Annotated in this window: 15 protein-coding genes; 14 read left to right on the top strand and 1 reads right to left on the bottom strand. The window is 46.4% G+C overall.

Annotation, left to right across the window (positions count from 1 at the left end; genetic code table 11):
• Positions 1–322 precede the first annotated feature (322 nt).
• From VXP95_RS00655 to VXP95_RS00645, 3 genes are all read left to right on the top strand, one after another.
• Positions 323–2,104, top strand: coding sequence for an acyl-CoA dehydrogenase C-terminal domain-containing protein (locus tag VXP95_RS00655; protein ID WP_416711173.1), 1,782 nt, complete (start codon positions 323–325; stop codon positions 2,102–2,104).
• Positions 2,105–2,187: 83 nt separating this feature from the next.
• Complete coding sequence (locus VXP95_RS00650) at positions 2,188–3,357, top strand: thiolase family protein (protein WP_416711172.1); 1,170 nt, start codon at positions 2,188–2,190, stop codon at positions 3,355–3,357.
• Positions 3,358–3,482: 125 nt separating this feature from the next.
• The gene (locus VXP95_RS00645) at positions 3,483–4,979 is read left to right on the top strand and encodes a succinate CoA transferase (RefSeq protein ID WP_416711170.1); all 1,497 of its coding nucleotides are present in this window, start codon (positions 3,483–3,485) and stop codon (positions 4,977–4,979) included.
• A gap of 106 nt (positions 4,980–5,085) precedes the next feature.
• Here VXP95_RS00645 and VXP95_RS00640 read toward each other — a convergent pair whose 3' ends face one another.
• The gene (locus tag VXP95_RS00640; RefSeq protein ID WP_312209466.1) at positions 5,086–6,153 is read right to left on the bottom strand and encodes a zinc-binding metallopeptidase family protein; all 1,068 of its coding nucleotides are present in this window, start codon (positions 6,151–6,153) and stop codon (positions 5,086–5,088) included.
• Positions 6,154–6,556: 403 nt separating this feature from the next.
• On the opposite strand from VXP95_RS00640, the gene VXP95_RS00635 reads away from it, so the two are divergent.
• From VXP95_RS00635 to VXP95_RS00585, 11 genes are all read left to right on the top strand, one after another.
• On the top strand, positions 6,557–7,000 hold the full coding sequence (locus VXP95_RS00635; RefSeq protein ID WP_416711169.1) for a GNAT family N-acetyltransferase: 444 nt from the start codon (positions 6,557–6,559) through the stop codon (positions 6,998–7,000).
• Between the two features lie 299 nt (positions 7,001–7,299).
• Positions 7,300–8,184, top strand: a complete 885-nt coding sequence (locus tag VXP95_RS00630; protein ID WP_416680294.1) for a SphA family protein — start codon at positions 7,300–7,302, stop codon at positions 8,182–8,184.
• 34 nt (positions 8,185–8,218) lie between these two features.
• Positions 8,219–9,553 (top strand): acetamidase/formamidase family protein, encoded by a 1,335-nt coding sequence (locus VXP95_RS00625; RefSeq protein WP_416680293.1) that lies wholly within the window; start codon positions 8,219–8,221, stop codon positions 9,551–9,553.
• Between the two features lie 88 nt (positions 9,554–9,641).
• Positions 9,642–10,844, top strand: coding sequence for an aromatic ring-hydroxylating oxygenase subunit alpha (locus VXP95_RS00620; RefSeq protein WP_064096700.1), 1,203 nt, complete (start codon positions 9,642–9,644; stop codon positions 10,842–10,844).
• An 11-nt stretch (positions 10,845–10,855) separates the two neighbouring features.
• On the top strand, positions 10,856–11,209 hold the full coding sequence (locus VXP95_RS00615) for a hypothetical protein (protein WP_416711167.1): 354 nt from the start codon (positions 10,856–10,858) through the stop codon (positions 11,207–11,209).
• 11 nt (positions 11,210–11,220) lie between these two features.
• Entirely contained in the window at positions 11,221–11,682 is a 462-nt protein-coding gene (locus VXP95_RS00610) for a nuclear transport factor 2 family protein (protein ID WP_416711166.1), read from the top strand.
• Positions 11,683–11,738: 56 nt separating this feature from the next.
• A complete protein-coding gene (locus VXP95_RS00605) occupies positions 11,739–13,010 on the top strand; it encodes a styrene monooxygenase/indole monooxygenase family protein (protein WP_416711164.1) in 1,272 nt (423 codons plus the stop codon).
• A complete protein-coding gene (locus tag VXP95_RS00600; RefSeq protein ID WP_416680287.1) occupies positions 12,997–13,521 on the top strand; it encodes a flavin reductase family protein in 525 nt (174 codons plus the stop codon). The genes VXP95_RS00605 and VXP95_RS00600 overlap by 14 nt, the downstream gene beginning before the upstream one ends.
• Positions 13,518–14,288, top strand: a complete 771-nt coding sequence (locus VXP95_RS00595; protein ID WP_416711162.1) for an SDR family oxidoreductase — start codon at positions 13,518–13,520, stop codon at positions 14,286–14,288. Before VXP95_RS00600 ends, VXP95_RS00595 begins: the two co-directional genes overlap by 4 nt.
• A complete protein-coding gene (locus VXP95_RS00590; protein ID WP_395519626.1) occupies positions 14,285–14,617 on the top strand; it encodes a non-heme iron oxygenase ferredoxin subunit in 333 nt (110 codons plus the stop codon). Before VXP95_RS00595 ends, VXP95_RS00590 begins: the two co-directional genes overlap by 4 nt.
• Positions 14,618–14,623: 6 nt before the next feature.
• Positions 14,624–15,616: a 2Fe-2S iron-sulfur cluster-binding protein gene (locus tag VXP95_RS00585; protein WP_416711161.1), complete on the top strand. Its 993-nt coding sequence runs from the start codon at positions 14,624–14,626 to the stop codon at positions 15,614–15,616.
• Positions 15,617–15,634 lie beyond the last annotated feature (18 nt).

Genomic DNA, 15,634 nt, shown 5'->3' with positions numbered 1-15,634 from the left:
TAGAGATCAACTTTGCTAAATAAAATTCCATTTCCAGTATATTTATTTTATTGTTTCAGCGCACCAAGCTAAATCCTTTGACGGTATTAAGCCCGCATTCATCAGGGTTTTGCGCAGAATACAGAGCAATATTAAGCTGACATATTCAGTAGATTATACTGGACAAGAAGATGTGAGTTTCAAAGCAGTTTTATGAGTCACTTTATTATTCACTGTTGAATGAATTTGATATCAGGATTTTGCAATTGTCTGCAGTAAATCTAATCAAAATCAGAAAATACCTGGCAACAGGATTGAGTATCACCATTTTAGGAAGTTGAAAATGCCGATTTATAATGCGCCGCTGAAAGACATGGAATTTATTTTAAATGATGTATTTCAGGCTGAACAATTTTGGCAAGGTAACGAAAATCTTGCACATCTCGATATGGCGACTGCAAATGCGGTTCTGGAAGAAATGGCAAAATTTTCAAAAAATGTCATTCTGGATCTGAATCGTCCTGCAGATGAAGAGGGTGGTGCTCAGTTTAACAATGGGGTGGTGACGACACCCAAAGGTTTTAAAGAAGCGTTCAGACAGTTTGCCGAAGGTGGCTGGGTAGGCTTGGGTGCTCCTGAAGAATGGGGCGGACAAAACATGCCGAAGATGCTCACGGTTCTGGCGGATGAAATGATCTGGAGCACCAATCCATCTTTCATGCTTTACCCGCTATTAACGGTGGGTGCAGGTATGGCCATCAATGACCGCGCCTCACAGGAACAGAAAGAAACTTATTTACCAAAATTCTATACGGGTGAATGGTCGGGCACCATGTGTCTGACTGAACCACATTCCGGCACAGATCTTGGCATTATCAAGACCAAAGCTGAACCGAATGAAGATGGTTCATATAATATTACCGGTACCAAAATTTTTATTACCAGCGGCGAGCATGATCTGAGTGAAAATATCATTCATCTGGTGCTGGCAAAAACTCCGAATGCACCAGCAGGTTCACGTGGTATTTCATTATTTATTGTGCCGAAATTCCTGGTCAATGCAGATGGATCACTGGGTGAGCGTAATGCAGTATCTGCCGGTTCAATCGAACATAAAATGGGAATTAAAGGCTCGGCGACCTGCGTCATGAACTTTGACGGCGCCAAGGGCTATATGGTTGGCAATGAAAATGAAGGTCTGGCTGGCATGTTCGTGATGATGAACTACGAACGTTTGTCTATGGGAATTCAGGGCATTGGTGCAGCAGAATTTGCCTACCAGAATGCGGCACAATATGCGACGGACCGTTTACAGGGCCGTGCATCAACTGGTGCAAAATCTCCAGAAAAACCAGCCGATTCAATTCTAGTCCATGGCGATGTACGCCGTATGCTGCTCAATGTACGTGCTAACAATGAAGCTTCACGTGCGTTTGCGGTGTATGTAGGTCAACAACTGGATATTACCAAATACTCAACCGACCCTGAAGCGGTGCGTAAAGCGACTGACCGTGTGGCGCTGTTAACGCCAATCGCCAAAGCTTATTTGACCGACAAGGCACTGGATTCTGCACTGGAAGCGCAAATGTGCTTCGGTGGTCATGGCTATATCCGTGAATGGGGCATGGAACAGTGTATTCGTGACCTGCGTATTTCACAGATTTATGAAGGCACCAATGGCGTGCAGGCAATTGACCTGATTGGCCGTAAAACCACCAAATGTAATGGGGCTTATATCGCAGAATATATTGCTGAAATCCGTGAATTTGCCCAAGGCCTGGATGATGCATTAGCAGTTAAAGCTGCCACCTTGGAAACCTGCCAGCAACTTGAAGACATCACCAGATTTATCGTCGAGCAGTCTCAGCAGAATCCTGATTTCGCCAACTCCATTGCTGTTGATTATCTGCATGCTGTAGGTCTGCTGAGCTTTGTCTATATGTATGCACGTATCAGCAAAGCGGCGGTTACCAAAGAAGAAAGCTATTTCAAGAACAAGCTGGTACTGGCCAATTACTATGTTGCCAAAGTCCTTCCGGATTTAAGTGCACGAATTCAGCGTATTCAGGCGGGTGCGGAACTGGTGATGCAGTTGCCTGAAGACTATTTTACCGCACAGGCTTAACCCGCAATGATTGCGAAGGACCAGCCCTACAGCGCTTTGGCTATGTAGGGTTGATAACAATGATGAAAAAGGATGAAACTAAAATGATCGTAATTGTAGATGCAGTACGTACCGCGATGGGCGGTTTTCAAGGTTCACTTTCAAGCTGTACCGCGCCGGATTTGGGTGCTGTGGTGATCAAGGAAGCAGTGGCACGTGCAGGTCTGTCGGCCAATGATATTGATGAAGTGATTATGGGCTGCGTTCTTCCTGCCGGTTTAAAACAGGGTCCGGCACGTCAGGCCATGCGTCAGGCGGGTCTACCGGATTCCACCGGGGCGACCACGATTAATAAAATTTGTGGTTCAGGCATGAAGGCGGTGATGCAAGCAGCAGACGCAATCAAGGCCGGTTCAGCAGAGATTGTGGTTGCAGGTGGTATGGAATCGATGTCAAACGCACCCTATTTAATGGACAAGGCACGGGCCGGATTCCGTATGGGGCATGGAAAAGTCATTGACCATATGTTCCAGGAAGGTCTGGAAGATGCGGAAACAGGTCTGTCGATGGGAATCCTTGCTCAGGAAATGGCAGATAAAAAGGGCTATACCCGTGAGCAGCAGGATGCCTATGCGATTGGCTCATTAAATAAAGCCGTGACAGCGGTGCAGCAAGGTTTCTTTAAAGATGAAATCGTACCGGTCACTGTCAGTAGCCGTAAAGGCGATGTCGTGGTAGAACAGGATGAACAGCCTTTAAATGCCAAGGCTGACAAAATTCCAACCTTACGTCCAGCTTTCAAAAAGGATGGAACAATTACTGCGGCAAATGCCAGCTCCATTTCTGATGGTGCTTCGGCACTGGTTGTGACTTCTAGTGAAATTGCCGCGCAGCGTAACTTAAAGCCGCTGGCTAATATTGTGGCCTATGCTAGCCATTCGCAGCATCCATCAGAATTCACCATTGCACCAGTGGGCGCGATTGAAAAAGTCCTGAAAAAAACGGGTTGGGATGCTCAGGAGGTTGACCTTTGGGAAATCAATGAAGCTTTTGCCATGGTGACCATGTTAGCAATAGATGCCTTTGAACTTGATCCAGCAAAAGTGAACGTCAATGGCGGTGCCTGTGCGCTTGGTCATCCCCTAGGTTCTTCCGGTTCCCGAATTATTGTGAGCTTGATTCATGCCTTAATGCGTACTGGTGGCAAGAAAGGCATTGCAGCACTGTGTATTGGCGGTGGGGAAGCAACAGCGATTGCTGTAGAACTGATTTAAGTCTTTTCATAATTGCATGATCATATGCTCAAAGTAGCAAACTTAAATATTTTTTGAATTAGACCACAATGCTTCTGGTACGCCAGGAGCAGGCGTCTCTTTATTTTTAATTTTTGAGAATTTTTATGAACGGTTTAGAGCGTATTCGTTTGCTCGCATTACAAGATAAAGTAGTACCTGTAGAAAAAGCACTACAATTGATTCAAGACGGTGATGTAATTGGTTTGAGCGGGTTTGGCGGCGCCGGCGAGGTGAAAACTGTGCCTTTGGCATTGGCTGAATATGCCCGGCAGCATCCGATCCGTATTACCTTGGCGACAGGTGCAAGTCTGGGGAACCGGATTGATGGGAAACTGAATGAAGCTAACGTTATAACCCGCCGTTATCCTTATCAGGCTGATCCTTCTTTACGTCAGGCCATCAATAATGGTGAAGTGATGTATATCGATCAGCATCTTTCTGAACTGGCAGACAATATCCGTCATAAAAACCTGCCGGCGATTAATGTAGCTATAATTGCCGCAACGGCCATTACTGAAGATGGCCAGATTATTCCGACCGGTTCTTGTGGAAACTCGGCGAATTTCATCGAAATGGCAGATCGGGTCATTGTTGAAATTGATACAACAGTTAATCCGGTCCTAGAAGGCGTACATGATATTTATTTGCCTAAAGCCCGTCCAAACCGTGGTCCGATTCCTTTGACGCAAGCCAGTGACAAGATAGGCACAATCGGAATCCATGTTGCACCTGAAAAAATTGCTGCGATTGTCATTAATGAGATTCCGGATACTTCTTTCGCAATGGATGAGCCGGATGAAGAAACACTGGCGATTGCCAGCCACTTAATTCAATTCTTTGAAAATGAAGTCGCCGCAGGGCGGTTACCTGAAAATTTGGGGCCGCTGCAGTCCGGAGTAGGTTCCGTGGCAAATGCCGTATTTGCAGGTTTTGAACATTCTAATTTCAACCATCTGGAAATGTATTCTGAAGTCCTGCAAGACTGTACTTTCCAGCTTATCGATTCAGGAAAAATGACCTTTGCTTCTGGTTGTTCCATGACCCTGAGCGATGAGTGTGCGGCACGGGTGATGAAGAATTTTGATCAGTACAAAGATAAAATTGTGTTACGTCCACAGGAATTATCCAATAATCCTGAGCTGATTCGCCGTCTGGGTATAATTGCAATCAATACCGCACTGGAGTTTGATATTTACGGGAATGTGAATTCAACCCATGTCGCTGGCACCAAGATGATGAATGGTATTGGCGGCTCAGGTGATTTTACCCGTCATGCACATATTGCGATCTTTGTGACTAAATCCTATGCCAAAGGTGGTGCGATTTCGTCTGTGGTTCCACTGGTGAGCCATACAGATCATACTGACCATGACGTGGATATTCTGGTAACAGAGCAAGGTTTGGCCGATCTGCGCGGATTGGCACCACGTGAACGTGCCCGCAAGATTATCGATATTTGTGCTCATCCCGATTATCGCAAAAGTCTGAATGATTACTTTGAGCGCGCCTGTGCGCATGGTGGGCAAACACCGCATTTGTTAAATGAAGCTTTGTCCTGGCATGCCCAGTTTGAAGAAACCGGTTCAATGAAAACGGCTTAATTGGTTTAATTATAGTGATTTCAAAACAAAGCCCGTCATTTACTACGGGCTTTGTAATATGAGTGATATGGAACGAAAAATTTAGGTTTACAGGTATGTGGTCAGGCTATTTGAAGACTTTTTCCAGCACATGCCGGTGAATAAATCGTAGCTTGTCTTTAACTGTTTCGTTCAACTTGAACGGGTAGGCATCTTCCAGGCCCATACAACGGTTTAAGGCATTCAGATTAAAAGTCAGGGTAATCCAGTTTTTAAGGATATGTTCAAAGTCCTGCCCACCAATCGGGCATTCTTTAAAATTCATGCTGGCCAGATAACTGCCATTGCCCTCAACACGAAGACCACCATAATAGGCAGTTTCCAGGGTTTCCATCATATGCAGATAATGCGCCCAGGTTTCTGCCCAGTCTTCCCAGGGATGGGCTGTAGCATAAGCACTGATGTACTTTTCCTGCCAGTTGATCGGCGCACCTTTGTTATAATGGCGTTCAAGTGCTTTGCCATAGTTTTGCCGTTCATCCCCAAAATAATGGCGGAATTCATCGAGCAGCTCTGGGTGCATATGCTGCATGATGGCAAAATAATAATGTCCGCTTTCATGACGAAAATGACCTAATAGCGTCCGGTAGTTTTCACCCATATTCACGCGTGTAGTTTCCCGATAAACCACATCAGCCTCAATTGCATTTAAGGTAATGATCCCGTTGGCATGACCAATTAAAACAGGTTGGTCTTCCTGAGGAAGCAGGAAATCAAATCGCAGACCAAATGGATCATCCTCTGACTTTTTAGGCCGTGGCATCATGTTCATGCGCTGAGCCAAATACAGGAAACGGCGTTTGGCTTCTTCCAGCCGAAACCAGTAAATCAGGTTCTCTGAATTTTCCAGATCAGGAATGACATGGGTGAGCTGACAGGATTCACAAAACTCCTCGTCCTCATCGCTGGGAATCATCCAGTTACATACTTGATATTGAACGTAATTATGACAGGGTTTATAGCTGGTATGCTGGTAGTTCTTGGCAATTGGCACCCATCGTTCAGCACTCTGTTTTTCGAATGCACACAGATCTTTTTCCGAAGCAACATAACCGATCGGTGACAGACAATGATCACAAACTGATTTGTAAAAAAACAGCTGTTGCTTGCAGACAGCACATTCAAAATGTTTCATTAAACTCCCTGCAGGGAAGCGAACGACCTCAAATGTTTATCTTTGATGAACACCAAGAAAAGTTCAGAATGCCTACCTAAATTTCTTCCTGATAAAGAAATATCATAAAAATTTCATCGAAAATTCTATATGGATGAATTGTAAAGACAGGCTGCCTGATATTAAATGAAGCTTGGTTTTAATCAGAAAAGTATAGTTAAACAAGCTTTTAAATAAATGGATTTTTAAATAGAGTGAGTTGCCGTCTTGAAAATACGGACAAGGCGCAGAGAAGGATATTACCGAATATTCAGACCGGTTTTTAAATTTGGGGAAGTCCATTCAAGAACAGCCATAGCAGCTAACTTTTAAGAATAAAAACTTTTTAATGTGGACAAGCTAATAAAGAGGAATTTAAAAAAACATGAAAATCAGAAAAGCCACTATTCAGGATACTTGTGCCATTGTCGATGTGATTGCACCCTTTGTCGATGCCGTAATCAGTTCAGAAGAGGGTCGCCAGCGCTTTCAGCCTGAGATGATCCAGACCATTTTTGAGCGTCCGGACATTCATTATTTTGTGGCAGAAATCGATCATCAGGTGATAGGTGTCGTTGCTTATATGGAACCTGCACACTTCATGCATTTTTTCCTGAACCAAGCCTATCAGGGGCAGGGTTATGGCCGGCAAATGTGGCGCTTTTTAGAAAGCAAAATCCGCTGTCAAGGCCATTCAAGTATTACGGTAAAATCCAGTCTTTATGCCTTGGATATTTACAAGTGCTTTGGTTTTGTGGAAACGGGAAAATACACGGAACAACATGGAATCCGTTTTATCCCGATGCGAAAGGATTATCCGGATTGTTAAAAGCGGAATGAAAGGCCATCAAGCACATTTTTATATTCCAAAATTTTTCCCAAAGAATGGCCATTTTCTGACTGTTTTATAGGTGGTTTCACCTATAGCAATGTGCCATTTAGCTAAATTTTCTCCAGACAAACACCTAGAGTATTGCGCAGTTTCAGCTAGCCATCTTCAGGTTTTACCTATCTAAACACAGATTCGTCCTTATATTTCCCTGCCATGTTTCAGGTCTAGATTAAGTCATACGCTTGAGGCTTCAAAAGCCCTGCAAATAAACTTTGAAGACTAGGGGAAAGCTGTAAATGCTAAGCAAATATCTGAAATCAGTGGTATTCACCACAAGCCTGATCAGCTGTGCACCGTTCGCATTTGCAGCTGAAAATGGTGGTAGTGCCTATCCAGATGGCACAGAAAGTTTCCTAGGGGGTGCAATGCCACCTCCAGGTACTTACTTAGTGAGCTACAACCAGTTCTATTCAGCAGACAAATTCAAAAATGATCATCCGGTATTTGATGATTTCAAACTGGATACCTTTGCCACCGTCGCGCGTGGTGTGTATGTCAGCGACAAGACCTTTCTAGGTGCAACGTGGGGTATGCATGCATTTCTGGTTTATGCCAATGCGGACATCACTTTGGGCGGTGGACAAGATGAAAAAACTGCACTGGGTGATGTGATTATCGATCCATTCCTGCTGGGCTGGCACAAAGGTGACTGGCATGTGGCAACGGGTGTCGATTTCTATATCCCAATCGGTTCATATAACAAAAACCGCCTCGCCAATATTGGGCGTAACTACTACACCATTCAACCGATTGTTTCCGCAACTTATCTGAACCAGCAAGGCATCGAAGTCAGCACTAAGTGGATGTATGACATCAACTTTGAAAACAAAGACACCAGTTATGAGTCAGGTAATGCCTTGCATGTGGATTATATCGTTGCCAAGCACATGGGACCATTAGCGGTCGGTCTAGGTGGTTATGTACATCGCCAGCTTGAAGGTGACTCCGGTGAAGGGGCCGTGCTAGGCGATTTCAAGGCAAAAGCAGCCAGTATCGGTCCGCAAGTGCGCTACCAATTTTCTAAAGGTGTCGCAGTTGCCGCCAAATACCAGAAAGAATTTGATGTAGAAAACCGACCAGAAGGTCAGAAATTCGCACTTGATATCACAGTTCCATTTTAAACAGACAGTTATTTAAAACTATAGGGGTAATACGATGAAGATTGAAAACCAAGACTATGCAGCAGGCAGCACCAACGCAGTGGACTATCTGCTGGTCAATGAATTTTCGGGCGGTATTGTCGGTCCAAGCCAACGCATGCTTGGCCCACTGAAAAATGGCGGAACCTTAAAAACCGGTACGCCTCCGGGCTGTTGGGGTCCAATGATTACCCCTGCATTCCAAGGTGGTCATGAAGTGACATTGCCTGTGTTTATTGAAGGTGCAGAAGTCGGTGATGCGGTTGCACTTAAAATCAAGAAAATGAAAGTGACTTCGATTGCGACATCTTCAGGGGTGATGAGCTTCGTTGAAGGACGTTACCACGGCGACCCGTTTGTGGCGAAATACTGTAGCGCATGTGGTACAGAACAGCCGGCAAGCTATGTTGAAGGCATTGGTGAAGATGCCATCCGTTGCAAAAACTGTGATGCAGAAGTCAGTGCTTTTGAGTTTTCACACGGTTATGTGATCGTGCTGGATGAAGAAAACAAAGTGAGTTTGACGGTCAATCAGGAGATTGCCAACAAACTTGCCGGCAATGCCAATGAACTGTCTGCACTACCTGAACATGCAGCTCAACACTCAATCTTATCACTGGCTCGTGCCGATATGCCGGGAGTCGCAGCGCATATGCGTCCATTCCTTGGCAACATCGGAACCACGCCATCACGTGATCTACCTGACTCACATAACTGTCATGACTTTGGTCAGTACCTGATTAATGCACCGCACAAATTTGGCATGACGGAAGAAGAACTGCTTGCAGCAAAAACCGATGGCCATATGGATACCAACTCAATCCGTCCGGGTTGTATCTTGATCTGTCCGGTTAAAGTGCCAGGCGCCGGTGTGTACATGGGCGACATGCATGCACAGCAAGGCAATGGCGAAATTGCCGGTCATGCCACGGACGTGTCTGGTGAAACAGAACTGCAAGTTGAAGTAATTAAAGGTCTGACCATTGATGGTCCAATCCTGCTACAGGCAGCAGATGATCTTCCACCGATGGCCCGTCCATTTACCAAAGAAGAAAAAGAGAAAGTGAAAGCACTCGGCGAACGCTGGGGCCAGACCGAAATTGAAGAAAGCGGTCCAATCACCTTTATGGGTACCGGTAAAAACCTGAATGATGCGACTGAAAATGCACTGAATCGCGCGGCTAAAACTACGGGTCTGAGCTATGACGAAGTGATGAACCGCTGCACCATTACCGGTTCGATTGAAATCAGCCGTCTGCCGGGTATGGTACGCGCCACGTTCCTGTGTCCAATGCCAATTCTGGAAAAGCTCGGCATCGCAGATCTGGTGCGCGAACACTATCAACTTTAATCAAAACTGGATTTAACAACAGCTGCAGTGGCGCCACGCCACTGCCTGTTGAAAATAAATAACTTAGAAACTTGAACAGGAATGTCATATGAACAGTAATTCTAAACTCCGTTGGGGCGAACTTTATCCTGAACTCGGTATTGAACCTATTCCAACCGAGCCATGTATTTCACCGGAAATCTATCAGGAAGAAATCGACAAGGTATTTTCTAAAGTCTGGCTAAAAGTCGGTCGTGTCGAAGAAATTCCAAAGAAAGGCGATTACAAGGTCAAACGTCTGGATTTTGCTAAAACTTCCGTGATTCTTATGCATGGCAAAGACGGCGAAATCCGCGGCTTTCACAACATCTGTTCGCATCGGGGCAACAAGGTTGTAGTAGAAACCGACAACGAAACTTTCGGGTCAAACAAAGCTGCAGTTGTGACCTGCCGTTTCCATGGCTGGGTCTATGATGCCAAAGGTGATCTGGTCAGCGTACCAGAAGAAGAAAAATTTACCTCCTGCTTTGACAAAGGCCATAACGGTCTGGCACCCGTACGTACTGAAGTCTGGGAAGGCTTTATCTTTGTGAATCTGGATAATGAAGGCACTCAAGGTGTAGAAGAATTCCTGGGCGGCATGGGTACACATTTAGGCGGTTATCCCTTCCATGAAATGGAAGAATGCTTTGCCTATAACACGGTACTGAACTGTAACTGGAAAGTCGCGCATGATGCCTTTGCGGAGGCTTATCACGTAGCCACCATTCATGCCGGTTCATTCCCGAATGTCTTTGCCTCTGGCCTGCAAGAAGTACAACTGTTTGGCGATCACCGTACCTGTGCGGTCTGCCTCACCAAAAATGCCAATCCGAAACCGGCTGCGGCGCTTTCCGGGGAAATTACCGGAGCATCACTGGTCAATCACTACGAACGTACGCAGTTACCGAAGTCAGTGAATCCAAATGACCGTGATGATTTTTCATTCGAGCTTTCTGTCATTTTCCCGAACATTCTGGTGCATGTGACAGAAGGCGTATGGTTTACCCACCAGTTCTGGCCAGTTGGTCACAACAAAACCCGTTGGGAAGGCCGTTACTACCTGCCTAAAGCGAAAACCTATTCAGAGCGCTGGGCACAGGAATTTGCTCAGGTACTGCAGCGTAATGCCTGGTTAGAAGATACTGCAACCATGGAAGATACCCAGGAAGCACTGGAATCTAAAGCTAAAAAAGTCATGCATTTACAGGATGAAGAAATCCTGATTCGTCATGGCTACCACGTTCTTGAACAATACCTGAATCGCGCATAAGGAGAATGCACATGTCAAATATCATTTCACAATTGCCGGCTGACTTTGCTGCTCTGGAATCTTTTGTAGCGAGGTGGGCACTTGGAACCTCTAAACAGCGTCATCTGGCCCGTCTGAACTCCACCAAGGAAGAGCTGCAGGCATTTTATGATGCAATTCTGCCGGAAATGCGTAACCTGCTGGCGGCATTAGATCAATATCCATTGGGCTCATTGCCGGAAGAGCTGCACAAGCTGTACTGGCTCAGCCTGAGCTTTGCAGAAATCGCGCCGCATATCGAACTATATAAAGGTTCAGTTGGTGTGCCATATGCCTTTGAAGAAACCCGCTTTGTCTATGAAACTGGTGACGTGGTCAACGTTTAAAGGAATTAAATATGAGCCAGCACAATCTGGAAACCCGTTTGCACTACCTGGAAAGCTGCGAAGCCATTCGCAGCCTGGTCGGCCGTTACGCAACCGCAGCGGACCAGCACAACAACCCAGCCATTATGCAGCATCTTTTTCATGACGATGCGGTCTGGTGTGCGAATGGTTTTGGCGAATATCAAGGTCGGCAAAACATTCTGGATGCGCTGTCTGGCATTGCTGAAGCGCAGGTGCTGTGGAGCCTGCACATTATGGCCATGCCGGATATTGAAGTGCTGGATCAGCATCATGCCAATGTCAGCTGGATGCTCTGGGAAGTTTGTAATCTGGCCGAGAAAGGTCAGCAGGCCACTACCAGCTGCCTAGGCGGATTTTATCAAGCCACTGTTCGCTGTGATGAAGAAGATGATTGGAAATTTGACCGGGTGGAGTTGAACCTGGCGTTTAATCAGCCGTATCCGACAACTTGAGCGCAAATATAACGATAGCTGCTGCATCAGACACGGCCTAAAGAGGAATTCAAGAGATGAGAAAAATCGCAATTATTGGTGGTGGGCAGGCAGGTTTATTACTGGCATTCTCATTACTAGAAAAAAAATATGACGTCACTGTATATGTAGATCGTCCTGCAGATGAACTGTTGCATGGCCGCATGGTCAGTACCACCATGTTCTTCGCCAATACGCTTGAAGTGGAGCGCAAACTGGGTCTGAATGTCTGGGATGGCAAGGCACATCATGGAGAGGCGATTCATGTCGACTTCCGTGCGCCAGACGGTACGGTTGCATTGCCTTTGACTGGTTTCCTGCATGAAAATAAAGGCATTGCCATGGACCAGCGCACCAAATACCATCGCTGGCTAGAAGAATATCCACGCCGTGGTGGCAAGCTGGTAATCCAGAATGTGACACCTGAAGATTTGGAAATCATCTCTGCTGAAAATGATTTAACGATTCTTGCGGCGGGCAAAGGCAATATTACCAGCCTGTTCAAACGTAATGAATCCCGCTCGGTGCATCAGGCTCCGCCACGTAAACTGGCTGCGGCTTTGGTGGTAGGTGATGACTTGTGCGGACCGAACAGTTGGCAAGGTCAGCCATCGCAAACCTTGCACTTTAACTTTATTGCCGGTGCAGGTGAATATTTCAGCATGCCATTCTACAGCCATACCTATGGCCCGTGTCGAAGCTTCCTGTTTGAATGTGTACCCAATGGTCCAATGGATATCTTTGATGATGTGACCAGCGGTGACGAAATGCTGCAACGCATGAAAGAAGCAGTAGCTAAAGTAACACCAGACCAGAGCTTCCGTATGGTCGATAACATGGAACTGAGTGATCCGAATGCCTGGCTGAAAGGCGCATTCCGTCCGGAAGTCCGTTATCCGGTTGCAACTTTGGAAAATGGTGCTTCGATTTGGGGTATTGGCGACACAGTGATGGTCAATGACCCGATTGCTGGTCAGGGCGCAAACAATGCGACTCGTATGGTCGAGCATTATTTGCATGCCATTCTGGCGCATGGCGATGAAGCCTTTACTGCCGAATGGATGACGCAAGTCTTTGATGAATTCTGGGAATATTCAGGTCGCTATACCACTGAATTTACCAACCTGTTGCTGAATCCGCCAAGTGAAAGCCTGCTTCAGGTCTTGGGTGCTGCATCTCAAAACCGGGCTATTGCCGATGATTTCATGGGACACTTCAACCATCCACGTGGTTTCTGGCCAGCAGTCGATGGTGCGGAAGGCGCAAAAAGATATCTGTCACGTAAGGAGTTTAATCATGCAGCTGCCTGAAGTACTGTGGCAGGAAGTTGACCTGGCTGAAGCGAAAGCGCTTCGGCAGGCCTTCGGCGGTTTTGCCACCGGTGTTGCGATTGTCACCTGTCTGGATCAACAGCAACAACCTGTCGGACTGACTATTAATTCATTTAGTTCCGTGTCATTAGATCCTGCGCTGGTGCTATGGAGTCTGGTGAATCATTCACCAAGTCGTACGGTTTTTGAAAATGCAGAATACTTTGCCATCAATATTCTGGGAGCAGACCAGCAGGACGTTGGTCTGAACTTTGCCAAGCCGATTGCCGATAAATTCCAGCACGGTGTGTGGAATATTGAACAGTCTAAAGCGCCCGTATTGGAAGGGTGTGTGGTGCAATTTGTTTGCAAAAATGAAAAGCAGATTGAAGCCGGCGATCACCAGATTTTCCTTGGAAAAATTGAGCAATGCCGTCACAGCAATCAGCGTCCATTGCTGTTCTGCAAAGGACAGTTTAGTGAATGGCCACAATATAAGGAGGCTTCATGACCGATCTTAAGAATAAAGCTGTTTTAGTAACAGGTGGTGCAACCCATATTGGCCAGGCTGTAGTCAAAGAATTAAAAGGCCTGGGTGCGGACGTCATTATTGCTGATATTAATCAGGAACAAGGCCAACAGGTCGCAAATGAAACCCAAAGTCGCTATGAATATCTTGATCTGGCCAGTGATGACAGCATTCAGGCCTTAGTGGGCAAGCTGACACAAGTGGATATTCTGGTGAATCTGGCCTGTCTGTATGAAGACCATGGTTCACAATCGACGCGTAATGATTGGCAAAATACCTTCAATGTCACGGTATTTGGTCATGCTGCATTGGTACAGGCCTGCCGCCCATTGCTGAAAGCGAGTTCTGATGCTGCGGTGATCAATATCAGTAGTGTCAGTGCCCGTATTGCCCAGAAAGAGCGTTGGGTTTATCCAGCCTCTAAAGCAACCTTAGAGCAACTGACCAAAAGCATGGCACTGGATCTGGCTGCTGATGGTATTCGTATTCATGCTTTATCCCTAGGCTGGACCTGGTCGGTGCCGATGCAGATGATATCTGGCAATGACCGTCCGAAAACTGATCGTATTGCAGGCCGTTTCCATGTGCTGGGTCGTATTGCCGATGCTGAAGAAGTGGCGGAGGCCTTAAGTCTACTTTGCAGCCCAAAAGCCAAATTGCTCACCGGTAGCACCATCCATGCCGATGGCGGTTATCACACCTTGGGGCCTGAAGCGACAGATTCACCGATTGAGGAGTTGAGCGCATGAATATTCAAGTGAACAATATTGCTGAAAAATTTCTTTGCCTCACCTCGGATATTGAACAGGGGGAAGGCTTACAGGTCATTATCGACGGTTATCCACCACTCGCGGTGTTTCATCTGGAAGATGGTGAGTTTTATGTTACCGATGATACCTGTACCCATGGGGATGCATCTTTGGCTGATGGTGAAGTTGATGGCTGCGAAGTGGAATGTCCGTTCCATGCCGGCGCTTTCGATATTAAAACCGGTGAGCCGTGTGGTGCACCCTGCAGTATTCCGCTTAAAACCTACACTTCATTTGTACGTGATGGTCAGGTGTATTTGGTGGAGTAACGCGCTATGTATAAAATCCAGATTAAAGGACAGGGTCAATTTCACTGTGCAGCAGACGATGTTCTGCTGCGCGGCGGTTTGCGTGAAGGTTTGGGCTTGCCTTATGAATGCAATGCCGGTGGTTGCGGCACCTGTAAAATTGAAGTGTTGTCGGGTGAGGTTGAAAATCTGTGGGCAGACGCACCTGGGTTGTCTGATCGCGATAAACGTAAGGGACGTGTATTGGCTTGCCAGTGTCGGCCAAAATCGGACTGTGTGATCAAGGTTCGTTTAGATGAACAGTGCACGCCTAAAATTTTGCCAAAACAGCAAGCCGTGAAGCTCAAGCATGTGCAAGCGATTACCCATGATATTTTAGAAATTCATTTACAGTCGGATGAACCAGCCCAATTTATTCCAGGGCAATATGCGCTGCTCTGGGTAAATCAGGAATTGCTGCGTGCCTATTCGATGTCGAACTTGCCTAATGACGAAGGGCTGTGGGTGTTCCAGATTCGCCGTGTGCCGGATGGCAAGATGACCAATTTGCTGTTTGATGAGCTGCAGCGACAACATGCTGTGATTCAGATTGATGGGCCTTATGGTCTGGCACATTTGCAGGAACAGCCACGTCCGATTGTCTGTGTTGCCGGTGGCTCGGGCCTTGCGCCAATGCTGGCAATTGCGCGTGGTGTGGCGGCCAATCCGCGCTTGCAACATCATAAAGTCTGGTTCTTCCACGGTGGACGTGAACAACGCGATTTGTTGACCGAAAATCAGCTCAGGGATTGGACCGAATTGGGTGAACGTCTCAATTACGTGCCTGCCACATCTTCAGAACTGATAGACGGCATCCGTTCCGGTTTCATTCATGATGTAATCAATGATGTGCTGGGCGAGCACTTACCTGAGCATGAGATTTACTGTGCCGGGCCACCGCCGATGGTGAAATCCATTGAACAGATGGCGCATCAGGCGGGTATTCCACAACAACAGATTCACTTCGACCGCTTTTTCTAAGTTAAGCTGAATAAAATG

The sequence above is a fragment of the Acinetobacter sp. 226 genome (assembly GCF_048147925.1).
Classification (GTDB): domain Bacteria; phylum Pseudomonadota; class Gammaproteobacteria; order Pseudomonadales; family Moraxellaceae; genus Acinetobacter; species Acinetobacter pecorum.
The sequence above is the reverse complement of the archived record's forward strand: the minus strand, read 5'-3'. Positions and strand labels throughout refer to the sequence as shown.